Below are 26321 nucleotides of genomic sequence, written 5' to 3'. Positions count from 1 at the left end.
TGCATTGAACAGGAGTTTCACATGGCGAAGAAACCCAAGGCAGCCACCTTCATCAAGGACCCGCTCTGGTACAAGGACGCGGTCATCTATCAGGTTCACGTCAAATCCTTTTTCGACTCCAACAACGATGGGATCGGCGATTTTCCCGGCCTGATCGCCAAACTCGATTACATCGCCGACCTCGGCGTCAACACCATTTGGCTGTTGCCGTTCTACCCGTCACCACGGCGCGATGACGGCTACGACATCGCCGAATACCGAGGCGTACATAGCGATTACGGGACGATGGCCGACGCCAGACGTTTCATTGCCGAGGCGCACAAGCGTGGTTTGCGGGTCATCACCGAGCTGGTCATCAACCACACCTCGGATCAGCACCCGTGGTTCCAGCGCGCGCGCAAGGCCAAACCCGGTTCGGCGGCGCGGGACTTCTATGTGTGGTCGGATGACGACCAGAAATACGACGGCACCCGGATCATTTTCCTCGACACCGAAAAGTCCAACTGGACCTGGGACCCGGTGGCCGGCCAATACTTCTGGCACCGTTTCTACTCGCACCAGCCGGACCTCAATTTCGACAACCCGCAAGTCATGAAAGCCGTGCTGTCGGTCATGCGTTACTGGCTGGACATGGGCATCGATGGCCTGAGGCTGGATGCCATTCCGTACCTGATCGAGCGCGACGGCACCAACAACGAAAACCTCCCGGAGACCCACGACGTCCTCAAGCAGATCCGCGCCGAAATCGACGCCAATTATCCGGACCGGATGCTGCTCGCCGAGGCCAACCAATGGCCGGAAGACACCCAGCTGTACTTCGGTGACACCGACGCCGAGGGCATCAATGGCGACGAATGCCACATGGCGTTTCACTTCCCGCTGATGCCGCGCATGTACATGGCGCTGGCCCAGGAAGATCGCTTCCCGATCACCGATATCCTCCGTCAGACCCCGGAGATCCCGGCCAATTGCCAATGGGCGATTTTCCTGCGCAACCACGATGAGCTGACGCTGGAGATGGTCACCGACAAGGAGCGCGACTACCTCTGGAACTACTACGCTGCCGACCGCCGTGCGCGGATCAACCTCGGTATCCGTCGGCGTCTGGCACCACTGATGGAGCGCGACCGCCGCCGCGTCGAGTTGCTCAACAGCCTGTTGCTGTCGATGCCAGGCACGCCAACCTTGTATTACGGCGATGAGATCGGCATGGGTGACAATATCTACCTCGGCGACCGCGATGGCGTGCGCACGCCGATGCAATGGTCGATCGACCGCAATGGCGGGTTCTCCCGCGCCGATCCGGCAAGCCTCGTGCTGCCGCCGATCATGGATCCGCAGTACGGCTATCAGTCGGTCAATGTCGAAACCCAGGCCGGTGACCCGCACTCGCTGTTGAACTGGACCCGTCGCATGCTCGCTGTGCGCAAGCAGTCCAAGGCGTTCGGGCGTGGCACGTTGAAAATGCTTTCACCGAGCAATCGGCGGATTCTGGCGTACACCCGTGAATTCACTGACGCCGATGGCCGGCACGAAATCATTCTCTGCGTCGCCAATGTATCGCGCAGCGCCCAGGCGGCAGAGCTGGACCTGTCGGCTTACGTCGGCATGGTGCCGGTGGAGATGCTCGGCGGTAATGCGTTCCCGCCCATTGGCCAATTGAATTTTCTCCTGACTCTGGCGCCGTACGGTTTCTATTGGTTTGTCCTGGCCGCAGAAAACCAGATGCCGAGCTGGCACGTCGAACCGGCGCAGAGCCTGCCGGACTTCACCACGCTGGTGTTGAAAAAACGCATGGAAGAACTGCTCGACATGCCGTCCCGGACCTCTCTGGAGCAAGGCATCCTGCCGAACTGGTTGCAGAACCGCCGTTGGTTCGCCGGCAAGGACGCGGCCATCGAGCAAGTCAGGCTGGCTTACGGCGTGCGCTTCGGCGATGCGCAACATCCGGTGTTGCTCAGCGAAATCGAAGTCAGCAGCGGCGGGCAGACCAGCCGATATCAATTGCCGTTCGGGTTTATTTCGGAAGATCAGGTCGGGCCGGCCTTGCCGCAGCAATTGGCCCTGGCGCGGGTGCGTCGGGTCCGGCAGGTTGGTCTGATTACCGATGCATTCAGCCTTGAAGCGTTTATTCGCGCCGTGCTGCAAGGCATGCAGGGCGGCACGGTGCTGGAGTCCAGTGACGGCGAGATCCGTTTCGAGTCCACGCCGCAACTGGACAAACTCGGCCTCGGTGCTGAATCCGAAGTGCGTTATCTGTCGGCCGAGCAATCCAACAGTTCGGTGGTGATCGGCAACAGTCTGGTGCTCAAGCTGATACGCAAAGTCGCGTCTGGCGTACATCCGGAACTGGAAATGAGCGCTTACCTGACCGCTGCCGGATTTGCCAATATCTCCCCGTTGCTCGGCTCGGTGATTCGCCGCGACGGGCAGGGCGAAGACAACCTGCTGATGATTGCCCAGGGTTACTTGAGCAATCAGGGCGACGCCTGGGAATGGACACAGAACAACCTCGAACGGGCATTGCGCGACGAACTGGCGGACGCCGTGTCCGAACAGTCGCAGCACTACAACGCGCTCGGCGAGCTGAAGGATTTCGCCGGCATGCTGGGTCAGCGTCTGGGGGAAATGCATCAGGTGCTGGCAGCGCCGAGCGGCAACAAGGACTTCGCGCCGCAGGTCAGTTCGGCCAAGGATGCGCAGGCGACCGGCAAGGACGTGGGGGCACAGGTCGAGCATGCTTTGAAGCTGCTCAAGCAGCATCAGGGCGAACTTGATGCCGGGGATCAGAAGCTTGTCGCTCGCCTGCTCGACAACAGGAAAGCCATCCTTGCCCATGTGCAGGAGCTGGCGAAAAAGTCTGTCGGTGGCTTGCGCATCCGTGTCCATGGCGATCTGCATCTGGGGCAAGTGCTGGTGATCAAGGGCGATGCCTATCTGATCGACTTCGAAGGCGAGCCGGCGCGACCTCTGGCCGAGCGCCGGGGCAAGCACAGCCCGTACAAGGATGTCAGCGGGGTGTTGCGTTCGTTCGATTACGCCGCGGCGATGACCATCAACGTGCACAACGTCGACAACAGTCCCGAGGCCGAAGCCGCGCGTCGGCGGGTGGCCGAACGCTATTTGCGTGAGGCGCGGGAAGCATTTGTCGAGGCATATCGCCGGGCGGCAGCTAGTCTTGATCATGCCTGGCAAGATCCTGAAGGTGCCGACGCCGCACTGGCGTTGTTCGGCCTGGAGAAAGCGGCCTACGAGGTGGCCTATGAAGCCGAAAATCGCCCCACCTGGCTGCCCGTGCCGTTGCACGGTTTGTATGGGTTATTGACGGGGCTTGAACCCTTTTCCGATCTTGGTGGAGAGTAGTCATGAGTTTCTCGAACAAGGAACAGGGTCACGTTAAAGAACGTTTGCTGCCCAAGGCGAAGGATATCGATGCCCTGGTGCGCGCAGAACATCAGGACCCGTTCTCCATTCTCGGGCCCCACGGCGATGGTGTGGGCGGGCAATTCATTCGGGCCTATCTGCCCGGTGCGTTGAGTGTCACGGTGCTGGACAAGGACAGTGGCGAGGAGCGTGGCTCGTTGGAGGCGACCGAAACGCCGGGGCTGTTCGTCGGGCATTTCGATCATTCGCGGCCGTATCAGTTGCGCACCCGCTGGGCCGGTGGCGAGCAGGTCGCGGAAGATCCCTACAGCTTTGGCCAGTTGCTCGGTGAAATGGATTTGTATCTGTTCGCTGAAGGTAATCACCGTGACCTCAGCAGTTGTCTCGGCGCACAGCTGAAAACCGTGGATGGCGTCGACGGCGTGCGGTTTGCCGTGTGGGCGCCTAATGCCCGGCGGGTGTCGGTGGTCGGCGACTTCAACGTCTGGGACGGGCGCAGGCATCCGATGCGTTTGCGCCATCCGTCTGGGGTCTGGGAATTGTTCATTCCGCGCCTGCAGGCGGGAGATCTGTACAAATACGAAATCCTTGGCACCCACGGCATTCTGCCGCTCAAGGCCGACCCGATGGCGCTGGCCACCAGCCTGCCACCGGACACCGCTTCCAAAGTCGCCTCGCCCTTGCAGATCGACTGGCAAGATCAGGAGTGGATGAGCGGCCGCCGCGAGCGCCAGCAACACAATGCGCCGCTGTCGATCTATGAGTTGCATGCGGGATCCTGGCAGTGCGAGCTGGATGATCTCGGTGAAGTCGCCCGTCAATACACCTGGCCGGAGCTGGCCGAGCGACTGATTCCGTATGTGAAGGAACTGGGTTTCACCCACATCGAACTGATGCCGATCATGGAGCACCCGTTCGGCGGCTCCTGGGGTTACCAGTTGCTGTCGCAGTTCGCGCCGAGCGCGCGTTACGGTACGCCGGACGAATTCGCGGCGTTCATCAATGCCTGCCATCAAGCCGATATCGGGGTAATTCTCGACTGGGTGCCGGCGCATTTCCCGACCGATACCCATGGTCTGGCGCAATTCGACGGCACCGCGCTTTACGAATACGGTAACCCGCTTGAAGGCTTTCATCAGGACTGGGACACGCTGATCTATAACCTGGGCCGCACCGAAGTGCACGGCTACATGCTGGCGTCGGCGTTGCACTGGCTGAAGCATTTCCATGTCGATGGGCTGCGGGTGGATGCGGTGGCATCGATGCTGTACCGCGACTATTCACGCAAGGCTGGTGAGTGGGTGCCCAATCGCCACGGCGGTCGGGAGAATCTGGAAGCCATCGACTTCCTTCGTCACTTGAATGATGTGGTGGCGCTGGAAGCACCGGGTGCGCTGGTGATCGCCGAGGAGTCCACGGCGTGGCCGGGGGTCAGCCAAAGTACCCAGCAGGGCGGCCTCGGCTTTGCCTATAAGTGGAACATGGGCTGGATGCACGATTCGCTGCACTACATTCAGCAGGATCCGGTGTATCGCGCCCATCACCACAACGAGTTGAGCTTTGGTCTGGTCTACGCCTGGTCCGAGCGTTTCATCCTGCCGATTTCCCATGACGAAGTGGTGCACGGCAAGCACTCGCTGATCGACAAGATGCCCGGCGACCGCTGGCAGAAATTTGCCAACCTGCGCGCTTATCTGAGCTTCATGTGGACCCATCCGGGCAAGAAACTGCTGTTCATGGGTTGCGAGTTCGGTCAGTGGCGCGAGTGGAATCACGATCAGCAACTGGACTGGTATCTGCTCCAGTATTCCGAACACAAAGGTGTGCAGAAGCTGGTCGGCGATCTCAACCGGTTGTACCGCGAAGAGCCGGCACTGCATGAGCAGGACGACGCGCCGCAAGGGTTTCAGTGGCTGATCGGCGACGATGCGATCAACAGCGTCTACGCCTGGCTGCGCTGGAGCAAGGAGGGGGCGCCGGTGCTGGTGGTGGCCAACTTCACGCCGGTGCCGCGCCAGTCGTATCGGGTCGGGGTGCCGTTTGCCGGGCGCTGGAACGAGTTGCTCAACAGTGATGCCGACACCTATGCCGGCTCCAATTACGGCAACGGTGGCGGGGCGTTCACTGAAGACGTGCCCAGCCATGGTCAGGCGTTGTCGCTGGAGCTGAATCTGCCGCCACTGGCGGTGTTGATCCTCAAGCCCGAACGTTGATGAAGCACCTGCGGGAGCGAGCTGCTCGCTCCCGCAGGAAGGCTGGAATCGTCCTTACCAGCGCATCCGGATCCCCAAACTGCCAATCAGCCCGTTCAGATCATTGTCATCCACATCACTGCTGTAGTCGGCGCTGACGTACAGGCTCACCGCCGGCGTAACCTTCGCCACCAGACCCAGACCCAATTCCACCGTCGACGACTTGCGGCTGCTGCTGATCTTGTCCACCTGGTCGAGGGTCACGGTGTTGCCGGTGTACACCGTGTGCCACAAGTTGGTGCGCACGTAGGGTTCGACCGGCAGGCCGCTCAGGTCGTAACTGCCTTTCAGGCGAGCGCCGACCCGGCCGCTCCAGGACGAAATGTCACTTGATGAAGCGTTACCCGAGCCCGCGTAAGGCGTGTCGAGGGTGATCCGCTGATTGATCAACTGCGCCTGAGGCTCGACGACCCAGTTTTCGCTCAAGCCGATCGGGAAGCCGCCTTCCACCGAGAACGTCATCGCGCTGCCTTCAGTGGCCAGGCGCGCACCCTGTTCATTGCGGCTGAATCCACTGACCCGGCCGCCGCTGGCCGACAGGTCGACATGCCAGCCTTCGGACCCGGTCAGGCTGTAGTAGGCGCCCAGGCTCTGGCCTTGCAGATTGAGGGTGTCGGTGGTCGGGTCGGCGAGGGCGCGGTTGACGATCAGACCGCTGCCGTTGACCTGGATCTGATTCATGCCGCCGATCAATCCGATCCGTTGGGTCTGGCCGCTGTTGCCGTGCAGGGTCAGTACCGCCGGCCCTTTGAATTCTCCGCTACCGGGCGTCGCGAACCCGGGGCTGAGGATGTCGGTCTGTGCCTGGCGAGAGGCCTGTCCGTAGAGTTGATCCCAGGCCGAGGGGGCGAGGTCTTCGGTGATCAGGTCGTTGCCGCGTAGATCGGGACGCGGGCTCAGGCGTTGCGGATCGGGGGTGATGACGGTCGCGGGCAGGGTCAGGATCGGGACGTCCTGGCGATACCAGGGCGTGGCCTCATCCGCCACAGGGCCCGCCTGCGCCTCCATGGATGAGCACAGCAAGATAGAACTTGAAACGGTGCAAAAGGTAATTTTGATCTCGTGTGGGGTGAGTGAGGTTTTCATGAAGATCTACCTTGCTAGCGCATGTGATATCTCGCCTTGGCGTCTCTCCTACCCCGAATGAGGGGCGACCGAATGGAGCGAGGCGAACCCGCAGTCACCCGTTTTAACGAGTGTCCGAAGGCTCGCCCCGAGTAGTGTTTCCGGGGGTAGTAAGGTAGAGCTAAGAAGACCGATGTCTTCGCGTCAAGAAATTGGACGATGAGTGGTCTGGTCAAAACAGGCGCTGCAAGGTTATGTTTTTTCGAATTTATATAAGCTGTTGTTTGTAGGGCGAATCACCACGAAAGGCGTTTGACAGAGACTTTTTGTAGCCGACGATCGGCCTGACGGCCTGTATCTGGCGACGACGCGCGGTCCTCATCAGGGGCCGATATAGCTGTCATTAATGCGGTTACAGGTGCACCTCGACCGCCAGCGGCAGGTGGTCCGACAGATGCGTCCAGGGCTTGTTGCCGAGTATCTGCGGGTCATGGCTGCTGGCATTGCGCAGGTAGACCCGGTCCAGCCGCAGCAACGGGAAGCGCGCCGGATAAGTCTTGGCCGGCCGGCCGTGATGGCGCTCGAAGGCTTCGTGCAGGTAGTCGCGGCGGGAGAGGGTGAGGTTGCCCTGCATCTGCCAGTCATTGAAGTCGCCGGCGATGATCACCGGCGCATCCTCCGGCAGGGATTCGAGCAACTGACAGAGCAGTTGCAGCTGCAATTGACGGTGGCTTTCGAGCAGGCTCAGGTGGACACAGATCGCGTGGACTTCGGTGTGCCCCGGCACATCAAGTACGCAATGCAACAGCCCTCGTCGTTCGGGCCCCGTGATCGAAACATCGAGGTTGCGGTATTCGCGGATCGGGTACTTCGACAGCAGGGCATTGCCGTGGTGGCCGTCAGGATAGACAGCGTTGCGTCCGTAGGCGAAATCGCTCCACATGCTGTCGGCGAGAAACTCGTATTGCGAGGTCTGTGGCCACTCGTTGTAGCGATTCGAATGCCGTTCGTGTTCGCCCACCACTTCCTGGAGAAACACCAGATCGGCGCTGGTACTGCGCACCGCTTCACGCAGCTCCGGAAGAATGAAACGCCGGTTGAGTGCGGTAAAACCCTTGTGTGTATTGACCGTCAACACCTGCAGGCGATGGATGGTCGACGGGTTCAAGGGGTGTGCGTCGATGACATGACGCTTGGGATCGCTGGACACGTTCGCTCCTCTGAATCATGACTGCCTTTTCATGCGACTGATCCGGGCGCGGGCAGTTCACATTGAGTGCTGCCCGCGCCCGGCCATCAATCAACGAAGACAATTTCATAAGGCAGTCGCATGCGCTCCAGAATAGCCTTGGGTAAAAGCGGCGCAATGCCAATGGCCGGTTCGCCGTTCAACTGGCTGGCGTAAGCGTGGGTGGCGTGGCTCTTGCGCGCGACGGTCCAGGTATCGAGACGCAGCTTGCGCGCGCGGTGCCAGGGGATCTGTGCCTGATCGCGCTCAGGCCAGTGCCAGGCCCAGACCGGCACATCGTGGTAGCGGGCGCCGGCCAGTTGTGCGGCCTTGGCGCTGGCCCGGCCGACCACTTCATGGTCTTCGGCGCCGTCTTCGCACCAGGTGCTGAACACCACGTCACCGGGTCGCAGGTAACGGGAGATGAACTCGGTCAGTTGGGCTTCCTGTTCTCGCAGGGCATTGTCAGTGAAACCTCCGCGAACCCACTTCAGGCTGTGCATCGGCAGGCCCAGGCGGCGCAAGGCCTCGACGCTTTCCTGGGGGCGGAACACGCTCAGGCGTTTTTCCGACCACTGGCGCGAGCCGGGATGACTGGCGCTGCCGTCCGTGATCGAGAGCAATTGCAGGGGGTGGCCAAGAGAGGACAGCAGTTGCAGCAGGCCGCCGCAGGTCACCACCTCATCGCCGGGGTGTGGCGCAATGACCACGGCACGCGCACCGGGCGGCACGAGGCTGTGGGTGTTGATGACGGGGATGTTGTCGAGTTGCGCGGCACTGTTCCAGATTTGCGCCGGCAGGCCGCTTTCGTTGAGAGATAACGGTTTCATGGCAGGACGTCCTTGTTGAGTCTGGCCTTCAGTCCTCCACGGCTACGCGTGTCTGACCCGTGAAGGCTGGTTGATAACCCTGCAGCGCTCCGAACCCTGGATTGCCGCGATGCAGAGTATTGCTCAAGACGCCCGGTTCGTCGCGTCGCAGATCGATCTGCTCCGGTTTTTTTTATTCAGTCTGTGCCAGGTTTCGCAGATAGTCGCCAAAACCACCGCGTGCGCGACTGTCCAGGCGGGCACTGGTAATGACCTGCGGGCGATGGCTCCAGGCGATGCTGGCTCCACAACGCTCCAGTTGCCGGACCAGTTGCACATCCTCATCACAGGGCAACGGCTCGAACCCGCCGGCGCGGACGTAGGCTTGCGCACTGACACCCAGATTGGCGCCATGAATGTGTCGATGGCCTTCACACGCCTGGTAATGGTGGTGATAGCGAATCTGCGCCGCTTCATCGAACGTGTCATGCCAACGCTCGACCGTCACGGTTCCGCACACGGCATCCGTGCCAAGCCCCAGTTGTGCCACCAGCCAGTCTTCGGCAACACGGCTGTCGGCGTCCGAGCAGGAAATCCAGCGAGCGCCGCGTTCAAGCAGGTGCTGTGCGCCGATGGCCCGCGCCTGCCCGACGTTGCGCGCTTCGATGCTCAGCGCCAGCACCGGATACTGGCTGACGATGTGGGCGGAACGATCGGTACAACTGTCGAGCACCACCAGGATTTCTACCGGCTCACCCGCCAGCAGTGCATGACCGGCAGCCTGCACGGCTGCGCCAAGGCAGGCGTCGAGCCAGTCTTCTTCGTTGTGTGCGGGGATCAGGATGCCAATCATCGCAATCCCTCCAGCGCGGCTACCGAGCGGGGTTCGCGACTCCAGACTTCAAGCAGGAAATCCGCTTCCTGATGCAGGACGAGTCGCGGCAGATGCAACTGCTCATGTATCTGGTCGTGGACCTGGCGGGCATTGAGCGGGCAGCCTTCGATGACTGGACGCCAGTGGCAGGCCAGCAGTTGCCCGTCTGCGGTCAACGAATCGCTGATGCGATGGATGACCTCTGTCAGATCCTGCCGATCCAGGTAGTAACCGATTTCACTGAATACGATCAGGTCGAATTTTTCCTCGGGCCAGTCAACAGGCAAGCGACCGTGACGCACTTCGGCGTGGTCGAACAGGCTCAGCCGGGTACGCGCCAGATTGGCTGCGGCAGCACTCGTGTCGCAGCACAACAGCCGATCGCAGCGTTCGGCCAGTGCCGCACCCAGTTCACCGTTGGCGCACCCCGGTTCAAAGATGGCCCGGTAGTGCGGGCGGGGCAGGGCTGCGAGGGTCACGAGGCGTTTGCGTTGTTCGTACCAGCGCTGGCGGAATCCCCAGGGGTCGTTATTGCCCGCGAACAGGCCTTCGAAGTAGCGATCCTCGACACTCACAGGAAGACCACCTCGAATGGTTGCAACAGTCGATCGATGACATAAGGTTTGAGTACCGGAGCCAGGCCTGCTTCGGGATCGCCTTCCAGCTGGCTGGTGAAAGCATGCACCGCGTGACGCTTGCGCGCGACCTGCTCCGGGCTGAGCAGAATCTTGCGCGCCCGTTCCCAGGGCACGATGGCATCTTCCGGGGTTGCCCAGTGCCAGGCCCAGACCGGCAGCTCGTGGCAAATAGCACCCATGCGCAGCGCCGCTTCGACGCTGGCGCGGCCGACGGCTTCGTGGTCGCTGTGACCGTCTTCGCGCCATGTAGTGAAGATCACGTCATCGGGTTGCAGATAGCGGGTCAGGTATTCGCACAGCATCGACTCGCGCGCCGCGACTTGTGTGTCGGGAAAACCGCCGCGCAGCCATTGCAACCGGTGCATGGGCAGGCCGAGGCGACGCAGGGCCTCGGCGGACTCCTGCGGGCGCACCACGCTCAGGCGCTCTACCGGCCAGTGATCCGAGCCCGGATGACTGGCGCTGCCATCCGTGACCGAAATCAGTTGAAGTGTGCGCCGAGCCGCAGCGAGCAGCTGCAGCAGTCCGCCGCATCCAAGGACCTCGTCGTCCGGGTGTGGGGCAATCACCACCGCCCGCGATCCCGGTGGCACGAGATCGAGAATGTCGATGCTGTCCACCGCCGCCAGATGACGTGAGCCTTGCCATTCATGCAGTGAGGTTCCCTCGCCAACGATCGGGTTGCGCTTCATAGGGCCCAACCCTCGCGTGGCTGTTTCGCAATCAGTTGACCGAGTGCCGCCAGATCACGTTCGGCATGGCTCTGACGCAGGTAAACCGGCAAGTCGGCCACCAGGCGGGCGAAGTGCGGATCCTTGCAGAACGGCCCGGCCCCGAGTGCCCGTCCGGTCTCGCGGATAACCTGCTCGGCGGCGTGCTCGACCATGGCGCGAACGCGGCGGGCCAGCAACTCGGCGTCGGCGCCGGGATCGCTGTCGATGACCATGGCACTGACACGCAGCACTTGAGCAGCGGCGTGCAAGGCGCTGTCGACGGCGCCGAGACTGGCCAGCGCGTGCGGTTCTTCACGTCGCGCACATTGCTGGCGCAAACGTTCGCCGATCTCCCTTGCGGCGCCGTACCAGCACGCGGCAATCCCGATCCCGCCGTGCCAGAACCCCGGACGTTGCAGGTAGTCGCCGGGGTCGCCGATCGCCTGGGCCTCCACTTCGTCAAACAGCACCTCGACGCTGCCGGTGGCGGCCATGCCGACGGCTTGCCAGCCCTGATCGGTCACGCGCACGCCCGGTTGATCGAGGGCCACGGCCACCAGTTGCTGACGATCGTCCTCACCCCACGCCGTGAGCAGGGCGTGACTGAGCACCGCCGCCCCGGAGCACCAGGCCTTGCGCCCGTTCAACCGCACCAGTTGCCCCGAACGGCTGATCCGGACCCGCGCCTGCGGTGGTTCGGCCGCCCACATACCCCACGTGCTGCCGGGTGTCGGTGAGCCACCGAGCTGCTTGATGATCGCCAAGGCATCAGTATGACCTTCGTAGAGTTTGCACAACCCCAGATCATGACCGCCGACTTCGGACAGCCTTTGCCAGCGCTCCAGCGTACGACCGCTGCCCGGCAATGGCAGACGGTCGAGGCCGGCTTCGACCATTTCCCCCAGACAGCGGCCGAGGGCGTCGGTGTCGCCGTAGTCCGGCGTGCGCCGCGAGAGATAGCCGGGCAAGTCCATGTCAGTCCTCTTCTTCGCGTTGCAGTTCAAACAACAGCAACGAGCGTCCGGTGACCGAGTATTGGTGCCCGAAATCGAAGCGTTCCTGACCGCGGATCGACGGTTGGTTGGTGTCGACCATGCAGGTCCAGAAACTCCCTTCAGGCACTTCCGGCAACGTGAAGTTGACGATGTCGTGATGAGCGTTGACCACCAGCAGCAACGTCGCGTCGGCGCCCTTGCGGCGGATGCCGGTTTCCTGAGCGCGGCCATCGAGCAGCATGCCCAGGCAACGGTTGTGCGCGTCGTGCCAGTGCTCGGTGGTCATTTCCGTGGCGTCGGGTGCGAGCCAGGTCACGTCCTTGACGCCGATGTCCTCGTTGTATTCGCCAACCAGAAAGCGCCCGCGCCGCAGGATCGGGTAGGTCAGGCGCAGCTTGATCAGGCGTTTGACGAATTTCAGCAGGGCCTTGCCGTCCTCGCTCAGGTCCCAGTTGACCCAACCGATTTCGCTGTCCTGACAGTACGCGTTGTTGTTGCCGTCCTGTGTGCGGGCAAATTCGTCGCCGGCCACCAGCATCGGTGTGCCTTGGGCCAGCAGCAGGGTGGCGAAGAAGTTGCGCATCTGTCGGTGGCGCAGCGTATTGATTTCCGGATCGTCGGTGGGGCCTTCGACGCCGTGGTTCCAGGACAGGTTGTTGTTGCTGCCGTCCTGATTGTTTTCGTCGTTGGCCTCGTTGTGCTTGTCGTTGTACGACACCAGGTCGTTGAGGGTGAAACCGTCGTGGGCGGTGACGAAGTTCACCGACGAATAAGGGCGCCGGCCACGTTGATTGAACATCTCCCCGGAGGCGGTCATGCGGCTGGCAAAGTCAGCGAGTTGGCCGTCGTCGCCTTTCCAGAAGGCGCGCACGGTGTCGCGAAACTTGTCGTTCCACTCGACCCAGCCCGGCGGGAAGTTGCCGACCTGATAGCCGCCGGGGCCACAGTCCCAAGGCTCGGCGATCAGTTTCACCTGGCGCAGCACCGGGTCCTGGCGGCAGGCGACGAGGAAGCTGTGACGTTCGTCAAAACCGTCGTGGTAGCGGCCAAGAATGGTCGCCAGGTCGAAACGGAAGCCGTCGACGTGCATTTCACTGGCCCAATAGCGCAGCGAGTCGGTAACCATCTGCAGCACGCAAGGGTGGCTCAGGTCGAGGGTGTTGCCGGTGCCCGAATCGTTGATATAGAAGCGCTTGTCGTCCGGCATCAGCCGATAGTACGAAGCGTTGTCGATTCCGCGCATCGACAGGGTCGGGCCTTGCTCGTTGCCTTCGGCGGTGTGGTTGTAGACCACATCGAGAATCACCTCGAGACCGGCTTCGTGCAGGTGCGCGACCATCTCCTTGAATTCGGCGATCTTGCCGCTGGCCAGGTAACGCGGGTCCGGGGCGAAGAAGGCGATGCTGTTGTAGCCCCAGTAATTGGTCATGCCTTTGTGCAGCAGGTGTTGATCGTTGACGAAGGCGTGGATCGGCAACAGCTCCACGGTGGAGACGCCGAGTTTGCGGATGTGTTCCAGCACATCGTCGACCATCAGGCCGGCAAACGTACCGCGCACGTTATCCGGCACCGCGGGGTGGCGCATGCTGATGCCGCGCACATGGGTTTCGTAAATGATGGTCTTGTCCCACGGCACGCTGACGCGGTGGTCGTTGCCCCAGGTGTGCGCGGGGTCGATGACCTTGCATTTGGGCACGAAGGGCGCACTGTCGCGCTCGTCGAAACTGAGGTCGGCATCCGGGTGGCCGATGGTGTAACCGAACAGTGCTTCGGACCACTTCAACTGGCCGACCAGTTGCTTGGCGTAGGGGTCGATCAGCAATTTGTTGTGGTTGAAACGATGGCCGTTGGCCGGATCGTAAGGGCCGTAGACCCGGTAGCCGTAAATCAGGCCGGGGTGTGCGTCGGGCAGGTAGCCGTGGAAGATCTCGTCGGTATATTCCGGCAGTTCGATGCGTTCGACTTCAACTTCGCCGGCATCGTCGAAAATGCACAGCTCGACGCGGGTGGCGTTGGCGGAAAACAGCGCAAAGTTCACCCCCAGACCATCCCAGGTCGCGCCGAGCGGGAAGGGCAGGCCTTCACGGATTCGCGAGGGCTCGGCGTGTGCGGCGGGCTCGGCTTTCTTTGGACGGGTCATGATTGCTCCTGCAAATCGGGGTGGGCATTTTTAAAGGACGAGTGAACCCTCGGTGGCGAGCGAACCCGCCACACGGCCATTCATTTCAACGGTTCGGGACGCGTCAGACCGCCGGGGGCTTGCGCGGGGCGCGAGGCTTTTTCTCGGTGGCTTTTTCGCCAGGGGGAATCACTTTGGCGGCGCTCGCCGGTTTGGCTTTTGCCGTCGTGGCTTTGGCCTTGGCCGCTGGTGCCTTGGCTTCAGAGGCCTTGGTGGCCGTCGTTTTACCAGTCGTAGTCTTCGGCGATTTCTTTGGTGCCAAAGCTTCGGCCTCGGCCAGTTTGCGCGCCATCTCCCAGTGGCGGGCTTCATGGCCTTCGGGCTTACCTTCCGATTCCCAGATCTGATAGGCGAATTCGCGGATGCGTTTATCGTCGGTACTCATCGCAATGCTCCTGAACTGAACTCATGCTTCTAGAAGTGTTGGATAAACAGATTGACCGGGAAATCCCCCAGCGCAGCGCTGACCTCCAGCTCCCTGTTTTTTGTGACTGCGGTGCTCGAAAAAAGTCCCTTCAGATTTTCGTCCGAGGCGGCGAACGGTAATTCCACCCGTGTCTCGCCCCAGCGCAGCGCATCGACCTGAGGGACAGCACCGTTTTCCAGCAGCGTCGCACAACGGATCGGCACGATGACGATTGCCCGTTGCCCCCCATGCTCGCGAGCAAACGCGAGCACGTTGTGCGCCTGGCTGCCCAGTACCTCGAGGGCCTGGTACGAACCACGGCGAAACAATTCGGTATGTTCGGCGCGCAGGCTCAACACCTGCGCGATCAACGCCTGCTTGATGCGTCCGTCGCGCCAGTTCGACAGCAGTTCCGATACGGGCGCAGGTTTTACGGATTGCTCACGCAAGTCGTAGTCCACCGGCCGGCGGTTGTCCGGATCCACCAGGCTGAAATCCCAGAACTCGTTGCCCTGATACAGATCCGGCACGCCCGGTACGGTCATGTGCAGCAAGGTTTGCGCCAGACTGTTGAGGGCGCCGGCAGCGGCGATGCTGTTGACGCTCTTGGCCAGTGCTCCGCGCAACAGTTCACCTTCCGGCGCCAGCAACAGCTGCTCGGTGAAGGATTGCGCAGCGTTTTCGTAGGCCTCGTTCGGCGCACTCCAGCTGCTTTGCAGCTTGGCTTCGCGCAGGGCTTTCTGTTGCCACTGCCAGATGCGCTTGGCGTAGTCGGCGAATCCGTCCTGATCGTCGTTGCGCAGTTCCAGCGGCCAACTGCCGAGCAGCGCCTGATACAGGATCAATTCGTCTGCGGGCGACGGCATCTGATCGTCATTGCGCAGTGGCCGGGCGAGGGCGCGCCACAGCTCGATCTGTTCGGCGTACCAGTGGCTGCGCTCGCTGAGCACGGCCAGGCGTGCGCGGGTGTCTTCGCCGCGTTTGTGGTCATGGGTGGCGGTGGCCAGCAGGTTGTCGGGGAATGTCGCCAGACGTTGCAGGTTTGTCTCGTGAAATTCGCTGACCGGGGCGCTGAACTGTTCGGTGTTGTAACCCACGTCATTGCGCGACAGCAGCACCGCCGAGCGATACAGCGCAGTGTCTTCCACCGCTTTGGCGGCGGCCGGCGAAGTGAGTTGCTGAAAGCGCACGCAGGCATGACGCAGGATCTTGCGCGAACGCCCACGGGGTTTGCGCCGCCACGGTTGGCCGCCGAGCCAACCGGCCACGGAGTCGAGCACCGGCCAGTCGCTTTCGCTTAACGTTTGCCGCGCACCGTCCATGGCCTGCTGGAAGAACACCTCGTCCCGCGCCGAGCGGCCCATCGGGGTGATATAGGTGCGATAGACCGGGAAGTGCACGATCAGCGCCTGCAATACCCGGCGAATCGAACCGAGCGTGAGGTCGCGGGTCATCAGGTCATCGCGCGCCACTTGCAGCAGGGCCTGGGCAACGCTTTCGCAATCGCTGGCCAACGAACCGTTGAGGATCTGTTGGCGCGCCAGTTGTGCTTCTTCGATAAACGCAGCGGGGCGTTCGGTGCGGCGCTTCCACAAATCGCCGAGCACATGTTCGCCGTCCGGATCGTGTTGCAGCAGAGACAGTTGGTTCATGAATTCGTAGCCCGTGCTGCCGTCCTCGGACCAGTCGGTGGGCAGGGTTTCACCGTCGCCGAGAATCTTTTCGACGTAGATCGGCAAATGTCGCCCCGGTGCCAGAAAGTCGAGACGTCGGCGCAACTTGCGGCAATAACCCCGGGGATCGGCGAGACCATCAATGTGGTCGATCCGCAGACCATCGATCAGGCCTTCACCGATCAACTGGAAAATCTTGCCGTGGGTGGCCTCGAACACGGCGGGCCGCTCGACGCGCAAACCGCCAAGTTCGTTGATGTCGAAGAAGCGCCGCCAGTTGATGTCGTCCGCCGCCGTGCGCCAGCTCGCCAGGCGATAGCTTTGCCGTTCCAGCAGTTGATGCAGGCGCTGGAAGCCCTCGTCGGTCTTCGAGTCGTAGCGCTCCAGATTGCGCTGAATGGCTTGCAGAGTTTGTGGGTCGCTGGCCAGTTGCTGGAGTTCCTCCTTGAGCGGGATGGCCAGCGAACGTGCGTCGGTCTGATAGCTGAGGGCGCTGAAACGATCGGCCAGCGATTTGAGTGCTTCGTTCGAAGGCTCATCGGCTTTGAGCAATTCGCCGTAATCGCCGGGGCAGATCGGAAATTGATGCTCGTAATGCTCGACGTGGAAGGTGCCGCACTCGGCGTTGAACACCAGCGGCAGCGTGCCGTCCTGCAACGCGACGCCGTAATCGCTGCCGAGAAAGGGCAGCAACAACTGGCCTTCCATCAACGGGTCGGGCGAATGCCATTGAATGTCGAAGAACTCGCCATAAGGGCTGAGCCGGCCCCATTCCAGCAAGTCGAGCCACCACGGATTGTCACCGCCGCCGACCGCCATGTGATTGGAAACGATATCGAGGATCAGCCCCATGCCGTGTTCACGCAGGGCCGCGACCAGCCGGCGTAACGCTGGTTCGCCGCCAAGTTCAGGGTTGACCCGGGTCGGGTCGACCACGTCGTAACCGTGCATGGAGCCGGCGCGGGCGGCGAGCAGAGGCGATGCATAAACATGGCTGATGCCGAGCCGGGCAAAATACGCCACCAACGGCACCGCCTCATCGAGGGTGAAACCCTTGTGAAACTGCAGACGCACCGTGGCGCGCAAGGTCAGGTTTTGCACTGCACTCATTGGTCACGCTCGGCGGCCTGAAGGCGGGCACAGGCGAGCAGCTCAAGACGCCGCGCGGCATCGAGGCCATCGAGCAGGGTTTCACTGGTGCCCGGCAGGCGCCGCGACCAGTTCGGATGGGTGTCGATGGTGCCGGGCAGGTTGGCCTGTTCGTCCAGGCCCAGCGCGTCTTCCAGCGGCAGCAACACCAGCGGCGCGCGAGTATGGCCGAGGAAGCGGACACTGGCGTCGACCACTTGATCGGCTTCGTGGGACTCCTCGCGAAAGTTCTGCGGATCCTGGCTCAGGGCATTGCGCAAACCGTCGCGTTCGCGCTCGCGATAGCGGCGCCAGTCGATTTCACCATTGGCGTCGATCAGCCCGAGTCGCGCATTCCAGTCGATGTCCCGGCCATGCCACCAACCGTTGAGCGTCGGCAGATCGTGGGTGCTGGTGGTGGCCAACGCGTTGTCCGGCCAGTCGAGGATCGGTTTGAAATGGGTGTTGTCCTGTTCGAACAACAGCACACGCATGCCGAGCATGGCCCGGGCGATCAGTTTTTCCCGCAGGCCATCCGGTACGGTGCCGAGGTCTTCGCCCAGCACGATCGCCTGATGACGGTGTGATTCGAGGGTCAGCAAGCGCAGCAAGTCGTCCACCGGGTAATACAGATAGGCGCCATCGGCAGGCGCCGCGCCGTTCGGAATCACCCACAGCCGTTGCAGGCCCATGACATGGTCGATGCGTAGCCCGCCGGCGTGGGCGAAGTTGGCGCGCAGCATGTCGATGAAGGCGCGAAAGCCATTGCGTACCAGACCTTCAGGAGAGAAGGCGGAAATGCCCCAGCCCTGGCCGGACCGGTTGAGAATGTCCGGCGGTGCACCGACGGTCAGTGAAGCCAGCAGTTCATCCTGAAAACTCCAGGCCTGACTGCCGGCGCCATCGGCACCCACCGCGAGGTCGGCGATCAGGCCGATGCCCATGCCGGCACTGCGGGCGGCGTTTTGTGCGCGCTCCAGGCAGCGGTGAATCAGCCATTGGCAAAAGGCGAAATAGCCGATGCGCTCGGCGTATTCCTCGGCAAACGCGCCGAGGGCTGCGCCGCGTGGGTCATGCCAGTGCTCGGGCCATTCGCGCCAGTCGAGGTTTTCGCCACGAGCGGCACGCATTTCCTGAATGGCTTCGAAGCGACAGTGGTTTTCCAGTGCTTCACCACCCGCGTCGCGGTAACTGGAGAAATCCGCCTGCAACGGATGCTCGCCACGAGTGAAGCCTTCGTACAGCGCCTGCAGGAGTTTTTGCTTGGCGTCGGCGGCTTTTGGCCAGTCGATCAGTTTCAGGTCTTCCAGCTGCCGGAACTCATCCGACAACCCCGCGGCTTCGATGGCATCGCGCAGGGCTCGCTCGCCGAGAATCGTCCCCGGCGCGGCATACAGCGAATTGAGAAACAGACGGCTGGACGGCGAATACGGGCTGTAGCGCCCGGTGTCGGCGCTGAACATCGCGTGCAACGGACTGATCGCCAGGGCATCGGCACCGCGCTCGCCGGCGCTGCGGGCCAGTTCTTCCAGCGCCTGAGTGTCGCCGAAACCGCCGTCGCCGGGGCGGCGCAGACCATACAGCTGCACGCTCAGCCCCCAGACGCGAGGGGTCGGACTGTCGACGGCATCGCCCACGCTGTAGCAACGTTCGGGCGCTACCGCCAGGGTGAAGTGTTGATCGGCTATATGGACTTGTTGATACCCGACCGGGATTTCACCGGGCAACACCGCCTCGGCATCGAGCTTGAGTGACAGTCGCGAGCCGTCCTCAAGGTGAATTTCACAATGGCTGCCAGGTTCGAAATAACGCGCCAGGTCCAGGCCTGCGCCGACATCGGCGGTCAGCAGTGGCGGCAATTGGCGATCCTGTTGCACGTGTTGCAGTTCCAGCAGACTGGCGTCGATTTCCTGGGCTGTGCCGGCCGGGTGGCCGAGTCCGGTGAGGACATTGCGCAGCACGGCCGGCGCGACTTTTTGCGGACGGCCATTGGCGTCGATCCAGTCGACCGCGAGCCCGGCTCGGCTGGCAAGAATTTCCAGTTGCGCATCGCTCATAGGCGCTCTCCATCCAGGGGTGGCAAAGGGGTTGCGGCCGTGAGGCTGACAAGCGCGCAATACGGGGGCAATTGGCCCTCGTTCGTCAGGTCGGCGGCGGGCGGATGTTGCAAACGCCACACCGCATCGGCCTGTGGAGGGTTGACCACTGACTTGTCGCTGAGGTTCAGGTCGATTCGCAGCTCGCTGCCATCGCCCAGGCGCCAGCGTGCACTGACAGCGCCACGGTCAAGCAAAGTGGCACCGAGGGCCTGGGTGCCGGACAGGTTTGGAATGATGTATTGATGGCGCAATTGCAGCAGTTGGCGATACAGCGCCAGGGTTGCTCGCTGGTGGGGCGTGCCGCTGCCGATCAGGCGCGGTTGAGAGGCGTGGAACGTCTGTTCGGCATTGGGATCGGGAATCTGCTCGCGCTTGTGCGGATCGGTGAAGGCGCTGAACCCTGCGAATTCATTGCGTCGGCCTTCGCGTACCTGCCTCGCCAGTTCGTCATGGTGACTGGTGAAAAACAGGAACGGTTGCTCGGCGGCGTATTCGTCGCCCATGAACATCAGCGGAATCATCGGTGACAGCAACAGCAGTACGGTCGCTGCTTCCACCGCCCGAGGGTCGGCCAATTGATGCAAGCGCTCGCCGAAGGCGCGGTTGCCGATCTGGTCGTGGTTCTGCAGGAACAATATGAAGGCCGTGGACGGCAAATGCTCGCTGGGCTCCCCCCGGGGCTCGCCATGACGGGTGATGTGACCCTGGAACACGAAGCCCTGGCTCAGACAGCGTGCCAATTGCCGAGTGGGTTGCATCGCATAGTCTGCGTAGTAGGCGTCGGTCTCACCGGTCAGCAGCACATGCAGGGCGTTGTGGCCGTCGTCGTTCCACTGTGCGTCGTAGTTTTCCTCCAGCAGGCTCGACTGGTTGAGTTCGTTCTCGATGGTCAGCCAGACATGGCGGGCGGGGTCGATCTGCTGACGGATGCGCTGCGCCAGTTCTGGCAGGAAATCGGGGCTTTCTATAGCGTGCACCGCGTCCAGGCGCAACCCATCGAAACGGTACTCCAGCAACCACATCAAGGCGTTTTCGACAAAGAAGTCCCGCACCTCGCGGCGCCGGAAATCGATGGCCGCGCCCCAGGGCGTGTGTTTGTCCTCGCGAAAGAAGCCCTTGGCGTAGCGATGCAGGTAATTGCCGTCGGGGCCGAAGTGGTTGTAGACCACGTCAAGAATCACCGCCAGGCCATAACCGTGGGCGCTGTCGATCAAGTGCTTGAGCTGTTCCGGCGTGCCATAGGAAGCTTGTGGCGCGAAGTGCAGTACACCGTCGTAGCCCCAGTTGCGTTCGCCGGGGAATTGCGCGATCGGCATCAGCTCGATGGCGGTGATGCCCAGACCGGCCAGTCGCGCCAGATGCTGCTCGACTTCGGCGAAGCCGCCCAGCGCGCCGACATGCAACTCGTAGATCACCGCTTCATTCCATGGTCGACCCTGCCATGTCGTGTTGCGCCAGCAATAGGCATGTGGATCGACCACCACGCTGTGGCGGTCGAGCTCGCCGTCCTGCGCCCTCGAGGCCGGGTCGGGCACCTCCAGTTCGCCGTCGATGTTGTAACGGTAGCGACTGCCGGCGGGGCAGCGGCTTTTGATCACGAACCAGCCATCCGCCTGCGGCAGCATGGGCAGGGACTGACCGGTATCCAGCTCGACACTGACGTAAAACGCATCCGGCGCCCACAACGCGAATTGCGTGTGGTCGGCATCCAGCATGATCGCGCCGTGGGGCCAGGTTTCAAGGGACCGTGACGGCATCGTTGAAAACCTCCCTGGTTATTTGTGGTGCGTTTTACCCAACGACTTGGCCACCAGTTGTTCGTAGAGTTCGGCGTAGGGTTCGACTGCTTTGCACCAGTTGAACGGTGCCGCCATCGCCCGGCAGCGCATGGCATGGAGCAGGTCCGGGAAGGCGAACACCTTGAACGCACGGCTCAAGGCTTCGCGATAACTGTCTGCCGTCGACTCGTTGAACAGGAATCCGGTAACGCCGTTTTCGATGGTGTCAGCCAGTCCACCGGTATTGCGCGCCACTGGCAATGAGCCGAAACGCTGTGCATACATCTGGCTCAAACCGCAAGGTTCGTAACGCGAAGGCATCAGCAGGAAATCGCTGCCGGCAAACATCCGCCGGGCATCGGTTTCATTGAAACCGATGCGTACGCCGATCTGGCCGGGGAAACGCAGGGCCAGTTCGCGCATGGCCTGCTCTTCCTCCGGCTCGCCACGGCCGATGATGGCGATCTGGCCACCGTTCTGCACGATGTACTCGGAGACGGCTTCGGTCAGGTCCAGGCCTTTTTGATAAACCAGTCGTGACACCACAGCGAACAGCGGGCCTTCGGAGTCCTTGAGGCCGAACAGTTCGCGCACGTGGGCGGCGTTGATTGCCTTGCCTTCCCAGTCGCCGATGGCAAACGGTGCGAACAAATGTGGATCGGTGGCGGCGTCCCAGCTCTCATCGATGCCGTTGGGGATGCCGCTGAGCAAGCCTTGCTGGGTCTTGGCGGCGAGAAAACCGTCGAGGCCGCAGCCGAAATCAGGGGTGGTGATTTCCTGCGCGTAGGTGGCACTGACCGTGGTGATGTGGCTCGAATAGGCCATGCCGGCCTTGAGGAACGACATTTTGCCGTAGAACTCCATGCCTTCCTGTTGCAGGGCATGGGCGGGGATCCCGAGTTCCGGGCACGAACCGAGGCTGGTCACGCCTTGATAGGCCAGGTTGTGAATGGTGAACAGGGTCGGCGTGCGCTGCCCGCGCCAGTGCATGTAGGCCGGCGCCAAGCCGGCCGGCCAGTCATGCGCGTGCACCAGATCCGGGCACCAGTGAATTTGTGCGAGGTTGGCGGCGATATCGGCGGCGGCCAGCCCCAGACGAGCGAAACGAATGTGGTTGTCCGGCCAGTCGCGACCGTTGTTGGCACCGTAGGGGGATCCTTCGCGGGCGTAGAGTTCGGGGCAGATCAACACATAAATGACCAGGCCGTCAGGCATGTCCATGCGCCCGATCTTGCACGGTGGCAGCGCTGCGTGGCCGCCCAGTTCGCCGATGATGTGGATCGGATTTTCACTGTTCATCACTTGCGGGTAACCGGGGATCAGGACCCGGACATCGTGCAGATGCGCCATCGCGCGGGGCAGGGCGGCAGAAACGTCACCAAGACCGCCGGTCTTCACCAGATCGGCGATTTCCGAGGTCACGAACAACACTTTCTTCTTGTTGGGATTCTGACTGGCTACCGGTGCCAGCGTCTTGGTGCCCGGGACGTTGATCGACCGGCTGCCGGGAACGCTCACGGTGCTCGATTCGCCGACCGGCTGATGAGCACGCTCTCCCTGAATATCCAATGCCGCACTGATCATATGAATCTCCCGTTTTGTTGATCTGATTCTTGTCTTGAACAAGCGATGTCCATGGCCAAATCCTGTGGCCGGGCGCAAACGCGCCACGCATCGGTGAGCAAACGCTACCCAACACGCGCAAGCAGAATGGGTGAAGAGACCATTGCAAGGAATGAACCAGTCGCTTTGGCCTTGTCTTTCAGATGACCCGTCGCGATCAGCAAAAGTTTCGACAAAATTTCCGCATTGTGACCGACCGGTTTCGCCCCGCGAAAACCAGTCTAGGCCAGATCCTAGAGCGGGCCAGGGCAATCGGACGAATTGTTCGACAATCTGTTGCAGGCTCACGGAATACGTGGCTTTGAGAAGCGCATCGCACCGACGAAGTGCATGTTTTCAGTTGTGGGCGGTGCAAAACGGTGACTGGCTGGTCACGTTTTCGGGCGCGAGGAAAGTGCGGGTGCACTGTTGCGGTGCGGGCAGTTGTGTTGGCGTGCGGTCAGTGTGTTCTGCTTCGCGGGCAGGGGCTGCCCGCGAATTGGATGAAGGTCAATTCAGCAGTCGAATCGGTTCTCCCGCCGACCAGGCTTGAATGTCTTCGATCATCTGAGAAAAGAATTGCTGATAGTTCTGCCGGCTGACGTACCCGACGTGAGGCGTGGCCAGTACGTTGTCCAGCGTGCGAAACGGATGCAGCGCAGGCAACGGTTCCTGATCGAACACATCCAGAGCGGCCCCGGCGATGCGTTGTTTCTGCAAGGCCTTGATCAGCGCCGCTTCGTCGACGATCGGCCCGCGCGCGGTGTTGACCAGCAGGGCAGTGGGCTTCATCCAGTCCAGTGCCTGAGCATCGACCAGACCACGGCTGCGGTCGCTGAGCACCAGGTGCACCGACAGCACGTCAGCCTGTTCGAACAATTGCTGCTTGCTGACATAGGTGACGCCGGCCTGTTCGGCACGTTCGGCGGTCAGGTTTTCGCTCCAGGCGATCACCCGCATGCCGAACACCTGCCCGAACTGCGCCACCCGTTGGCCGATGCTGCCCAGCCCGAGAATGCCGAGGGTCTTGCCGTGCAGGTCGCCGCCCAGTCCTTGCTGCCATTGACCGGCGCGCAGGGCGTTGGCTTCGTTCACCAGATTGCGGGTGGCAGCCATGATCAGCGCCCAGGTCAGTTCCGGTGCCGCGTGCTTGTAACTGTCGGTGCCACAGACCTTGATTCCGAGCCGGGCGGCGGCCGGCATGTCCAGCGCCGCGTTGCGCATGCCGCCGGTGACCAGCAATTTGAGGTTCGGCAAACGCTTGAGCAGGTCTTCATCGAAGCGCGTGCGTTCGCGCATCACGCAAATCACCTCGAACCGGCCCAGGCGTTCGGCCAGCGTGGCGTTGTCCGTCGGGTACTCATGGACGAAGGTCACTTCGCCGAGACTGTCGAGCACCGACCAGTCGACTACGCCCCGCGCGACGTCCTGCCAGTCATCGATCACTGCAATCTGCACCGCCATCAGCCTTGACTCCTCAACGAACGGGATTGGTTTTGTTCAGCCAGCCGAGCAGCGCCTGGTGGAACTGCGCCGGTTCTTCCATCTGCGGGGCGTGGCCCATGCCCGGGAATTCCACCAGCGTGGACTGCGGAATCAGTTTGGCCACCTGTTTTCCCAGCACTTCGTAGTGGCCGATTTTCGCTTTCACCTCGGGCGGCGCAATGTCCTTGCCGATGGCCGTGGTGTCGGAGGTGCCGATCAGCAACAGGGTCGGCATTTTCAAGTCCTTGAACTCGTAGTACACCGGCTGGGTGAAGATCATGTCGTAGATCAGCGCCGAGTTCCATGCGACCTGAGTCTTGCCCGGGCCGTTGCTCAGGCCGGCGAGCATATCCACCCAGCGATCGAATTCGGGTTTCCAGCGCCCGTCGTAATAGGTGCTGCGCTCGTAGTCGCGGATGCTTTGGGCGGTGACTTTCAGTTCGCGCTGATACCACTGGTCAACGCTGCGATATGGCACGCCGAGGGCTTTCCAGTCTTCCAGGCCGATCGGGTTGACCAGCGCCAGTTGTTCGACCTGATCCGGGTATTGCAAGGCATAGCGGGTGGCGAGCATGCCGCCGGTAGAGTGACCGAGCAGGGTGGCTTTCTGGATGCCCAGTGCCTTGAGCAATTGCTGGGTGTTCGCCGCCAGTTGTTGGAAGGTGTACTGGTAATGATCGGGTTTGCTGGAGGTGCAGAAGCCGATCTGATCCGGCGCTACCACCCGGTAACCGGCCTCGCTCAGGGCCTGGATGGAACTGTCCCAGGTCGCGCCGCAAAAATTCTTGCCGTGCATCAGCACCACGGTGCGCCCGTTGGCCTTGCCGTGGGCGGCGACGTCCATGTAACCCATCTGCAGAGACTGGCCCTGGGACTGAAAGGCAAAGTGCTTGAGGGTGTAGGGATAATCGAAACCTTGCAGTTCCGCGCCGTATTGCGGGCCTTCGGCATGGGCGAACAGGGGCAGGGCAGCGGTCAGCAACAGGCCGGGCAGCCAGCGGGTCAGCGACACAGACATAGGACAACTCCACAGGAAATCGGCCGATGCTGGAACGGCCGGATTAGGGCGACGTTAAACACAGGCAATGCCCGCGCCCGATCGTTCAACCGAGCCAGCCCAGGGTGAGCATCGCCAGCACCCCATACCGGGCGCCCTTGGCCAGGGTGACGATCAGCAGAAAGCGCCCGAGCGGTTCACGCATCACACCGGCGATCAACGTCAGGGGATCACCGATGATCGGCAGCCAACTGAGCAGCAGCGACCAGTGACCATAACGCTGATAGTGAGCACGGGCGCGAGCCATGTGCTTCGGGCTGACCGGAAACCAGCGCCGATCCTGAAACCGCTCCAGTCCTCGCCCCAGCCACCAATTGACCAGCGAGCCAAGGACATTGCCCAGCGTCGCCACCGCCAGCAATCCCCAAAGCCAATAGCGATCGCTGACCAGCAGCCCGACCAGCACGGCTTCCGATTGCAACGGCAACAAGGTTGCCGCGCCAAATGCAGCGAAGAACAGCCCGAGATAACCCGCCGCCATCAATGGGCCGGGTAGTCCGCCACCACCACATCGGCACCGTCCTTCTTGAGGCCGATGACCTGATAGGCATCGCTCATGCCGTCCATCTCCATGCCCGGCGAGCCCATCGGCATCCCCGGAGCGGCCACACCCAGCAGGTCGTCGCGCTTGCTCAGGGCCAGCACCTGTTCTGCGGGGACGTGTCCTTCGACGAATTTGCCGTTGATGATTGCGGTGTGGCAGGACGCCAGGCGCGGCGGTACGCCGTGTTGTTGCTTGAAGCTGCTCATGTCGGCTTCGACGTGGTCTTCGACCTTGAAGCCATTGGCTTCCAGGTGGCTGATCCACTTTTTGCAGCAGCCGCAGTTGGCGTCGCGGTGAACTTCGATTGGTATGAGGTCGGCGGCTTGCGCCAGGGAGGAAATGAACAGCGCGCTCAGGGCGGCCAGACGCAGATGGTTTCGCATGGAGGGCTCTCGGCTTGAGTGACGGTCAA

The 26321-nt window shown here is 62.0% G+C and carries 19 protein-coding genes; 2 read left to right on the top strand and 17 right to left on the bottom strand.

From position 1 onward, the window contains the following. Positions 1-21 precede the first annotated feature (21 nt). A complete protein-coding gene (gene treS, locus ACW9HX_RS01460) occupies positions 22-3363 on the top strand; it encodes a maltose alpha-D-glucosyltransferase (RefSeq protein ID WP_457379199.1) in 3342 nt (1113 codons plus the stop codon). Positions 3364-3365: 2 nt separating this feature from the next. After that, positions 3366-5597, top strand: coding sequence for a 1,4-alpha-glucan branching protein GlgB (gene glgB, locus ACW9HX_RS01455; protein ID WP_457379198.1), 2232 nt, complete (start codon positions 3366-3368; stop codon positions 5595-5597). 54 nt (positions 5598-5651) lie between these two features. On the opposite strand, the gene ACW9HX_RS01450 is transcribed toward glgB, so the two are convergent. The 17 genes from ACW9HX_RS01450 to ACW9HX_RS01370 form a co-directional block, all read right to left on the bottom strand. Then, positions 5652-6722 (bottom strand): autotransporter domain-containing protein, encoded by a 1071-nt coding sequence (locus tag ACW9HX_RS01450; RefSeq protein WP_457379197.1) that lies wholly within the window; start codon positions 6720-6722, stop codon positions 5652-5654. A gap of 391 nt (positions 6723-7113) precedes the next feature. Continuing rightward, complete coding sequence (locus ACW9HX_RS01445; RefSeq protein ID WP_457379196.1) at positions 7114-7911, bottom strand: endonuclease/exonuclease/phosphatase family protein; 798 nt, start codon at positions 7909-7911, stop codon at positions 7114-7116. Positions 7912-7997: 86 nt separating this feature from the next. Beyond that, a complete protein-coding gene (locus ACW9HX_RS01440; RefSeq protein WP_457379195.1) occupies positions 7998-8759 on the bottom strand; it encodes a PIG-L deacetylase family protein in 762 nt (253 codons plus the stop codon). Positions 8760-8931: 172 nt separating this feature from the next. Next, positions 8932-9591, bottom strand: a complete 660-nt coding sequence (locus tag ACW9HX_RS01435; protein WP_457379194.1) for a glycosyltransferase — start codon at positions 9589-9591, stop codon at positions 8932-8934. Further along, positions 9588-10187 carry an SAM-dependent methyltransferase gene (locus tag ACW9HX_RS01430; protein ID WP_457379193.1) on the bottom strand — a complete coding sequence of 200 codons (600 nt, stop codon included), beginning with the start codon at positions 10185-10187 and terminating at the stop codon, positions 9588-9590. The genes ACW9HX_RS01435 and ACW9HX_RS01430 overlap by 4 nt, the downstream gene beginning before the upstream one ends. Next, positions 10184-10942, bottom strand: coding sequence for a PIG-L deacetylase family protein (locus tag ACW9HX_RS01425; protein WP_457379192.1), 759 nt, complete (start codon positions 10940-10942; stop codon positions 10184-10186). The genes ACW9HX_RS01430 and ACW9HX_RS01425 overlap by 4 nt, the downstream gene beginning before the upstream one ends. Then, entirely contained in the window at positions 10939-11937 is a 999-nt protein-coding gene (locus tag ACW9HX_RS01420) for an acyl-CoA dehydrogenase (protein ID WP_457379191.1), read from the bottom strand. The genes ACW9HX_RS01425 and ACW9HX_RS01420 overlap by 4 nt, the downstream gene beginning before the upstream one ends. 1 nt (position 11938) lies before the next feature. Continuing rightward, a complete protein-coding gene (gene glgX, locus ACW9HX_RS01415; protein ID WP_457379190.1) occupies positions 11939-14098 on the bottom strand; it encodes a glycogen debranching protein GlgX in 2160 nt (719 codons plus the stop codon). Positions 14099-14201: 103 nt separating this feature from the next. Next, positions 14202-14522, bottom strand: a complete 321-nt coding sequence (locus ACW9HX_RS01410) for a DUF2934 domain-containing protein (protein ID WP_457379189.1) — start codon at positions 14520-14522, stop codon at positions 14202-14204. Between the two features lie 29 nt (positions 14523-14551). Further along, positions 14552-17326 carry a malto-oligosyltrehalose synthase gene (locus ACW9HX_RS01405; protein ID WP_457379188.1) on the bottom strand — a complete coding sequence of 925 codons (2775 nt, stop codon included), beginning with the start codon at positions 17324-17326 and terminating at the stop codon, positions 14552-14554. After that, positions 17323-19401 (bottom strand): 4-alpha-glucanotransferase, encoded by a 2079-nt coding sequence (malQ, locus tag ACW9HX_RS01400; protein WP_457379187.1) that lies wholly within the window; start codon positions 19399-19401, stop codon positions 17323-17325. The genes ACW9HX_RS01405 and malQ overlap by 4 nt, the downstream gene beginning before the upstream one ends. Then, on the bottom strand, positions 19398-21200 hold the full coding sequence (gene treZ, locus ACW9HX_RS01395) for a malto-oligosyltrehalose trehalohydrolase (protein WP_457379186.1): 1803 nt from the start codon (positions 21198-21200) through the stop codon (positions 19398-19400). The genes malQ and treZ overlap by 4 nt, the downstream gene beginning before the upstream one ends. 18 nt (positions 21201-21218) lie before the next feature. Then, the gene (glgA, locus tag ACW9HX_RS01390; protein ID WP_457379185.1) at positions 21219-22805 is read right to left on the bottom strand and encodes a glycogen synthase GlgA; all 1587 of its coding nucleotides are present in this window, start codon (positions 22803-22805) and stop codon (positions 21219-21221) included. Between the two features lie 528 nt (positions 22806-23333). Then, positions 23334-24287, bottom strand: coding sequence for a D-2-hydroxyacid dehydrogenase family protein (locus tag ACW9HX_RS01385; RefSeq protein ID WP_457379184.1), 954 nt, complete (start codon positions 24285-24287; stop codon positions 23334-23336). 13 nt (positions 24288-24300) lie between these two features. Next, positions 24301-25326: an alpha/beta fold hydrolase gene (locus ACW9HX_RS01380; RefSeq protein ID WP_457379183.1), complete on the bottom strand. Its 1026-nt coding sequence runs from the start codon at positions 25324-25326 to the stop codon at positions 24301-24303. 85 nt (positions 25327-25411) lie between these two features. Further along, on the bottom strand, positions 25412-25846 hold the full coding sequence (locus tag ACW9HX_RS01375; RefSeq protein ID WP_457379182.1) for a YqaA family protein: 435 nt from the start codon (positions 25844-25846) through the stop codon (positions 25412-25414). Next, complete coding sequence (locus ACW9HX_RS01370; RefSeq protein WP_096820280.1) at positions 25846-26292, bottom strand: DUF411 domain-containing protein; 447 nt, start codon at positions 26290-26292, stop codon at positions 25846-25848. The genes ACW9HX_RS01375 and ACW9HX_RS01370 overlap by 1 nt, the downstream gene beginning before the upstream one ends. Positions 26293-26321: the final 29 nt, after the last annotated feature.

Source organism: Pseudomonas sp. SDO52101_S400 (genome assembly GCF_054071635.1).
Note: the sequence above shows the minus strand (reverse complement) of the source record. Positions and strands in the feature narration are given on the sequence as shown.

Excerpts from the sequence above, each read along its gene's own strand:
- ACW9HX_RS01420 (WP_457379191.1), bottom strand. The coding sequence starts at position 11,937 with ATGGACTTGCCCGGCTATCTCTCGCGGCGCACGCCGGACTACGGCGAC.
- glgB (WP_457379198.1), top strand. The coding sequence starts at position 3,366 with ATGAGTTTCTCGAACAAGGAACAGGGTCACGTTAAAGAACGTTTGCTG.
- ACW9HX_RS01435 (WP_457379194.1), bottom strand. The coding sequence starts at position 9,591 with ATGATTGGCATCCTGATCCCCGCACACAACGAAGAAGACTGGCTCGAC.
- treZ (WP_457379186.1), bottom strand. The coding sequence starts at position 21,200 with ATGCCGTCACGGTCCCTTGAAACCTGGCCCCACGGCGCGATCATGCTG.
- ACW9HX_RS01385 (WP_457379184.1), bottom strand. The coding sequence starts at position 24,287 with ATGGCGGTGCAGATTGCAGTGATCGATGACTGGCAGGACGTCGCGCGG.
- ACW9HX_RS01450 (WP_457379197.1), bottom strand. The coding sequence starts at position 6,722 with ATGAAAACCTCACTCACCCCACACGAGATCAAAATTACCTTTTGCACC.
- ACW9HX_RS01380 (WP_457379183.1), bottom strand. The coding sequence starts at position 25,326 with ATGTCTGTGTCGCTGACCCGCTGGCTGCCCGGCCTGTTGCTGACCGCT.
- ACW9HX_RS01410 (WP_457379189.1), bottom strand. The coding sequence starts at position 14,522 with ATGAGTACCGACGATAAACGCATCCGCGAATTCGCCTATCAGATCTGG.
- glgX (WP_457379190.1), bottom strand. The coding sequence starts at position 14,098 with ATGACCCGTCCAAAGAAAGCCGAGCCCGCCGCACACGCCGAGCCCTCG.
- malQ (WP_457379187.1), bottom strand. The coding sequence starts at position 19,401 with ATGAGCGATGCGCAACTGGAAATTCTTGCCAGCCGAGCCGGGCTCGCG.
- ACW9HX_RS01405 (WP_457379188.1), bottom strand. The coding sequence starts at position 17,326 with ATGAGTGCAGTGCAAAACCTGACCTTGCGCGCCACGGTGCGTCTGCAG.
- glgA (WP_457379185.1), bottom strand. The coding sequence starts at position 22,805 with ATGATCAGTGCGGCATTGGATATTCAGGGAGAGCGTGCTCATCAGCCG.
- ACW9HX_RS01375 (WP_457379182.1), bottom strand. The coding sequence starts at position 25,846 with ATGGCGGCGGGTTATCTCGGGCTGTTCTTCGCTGCATTTGGCGCGGCA.
- ACW9HX_RS01425 (WP_457379192.1), bottom strand. The coding sequence starts at position 10,942 with ATGAAGCGCAACCCGATCGTTGGCGAGGGAACCTCACTGCATGAATGG.
- ACW9HX_RS01370 (WP_096820280.1), bottom strand. The coding sequence starts at position 26,292 with ATGCGAAACCATCTGCGTCTGGCCGCCCTGAGCGCGCTGTTCATTTCC.
- ACW9HX_RS01440 (WP_457379195.1), bottom strand. The coding sequence starts at position 8,759 with ATGAAACCGTTATCTCTCAACGAAAGCGGCCTGCCGGCGCAAATCTGG.
- treS (WP_457379199.1), top strand. The coding sequence starts at position 22 with ATGGCGAAGAAACCCAAGGCAGCCACCTTCATCAAGGACCCGCTCTGG.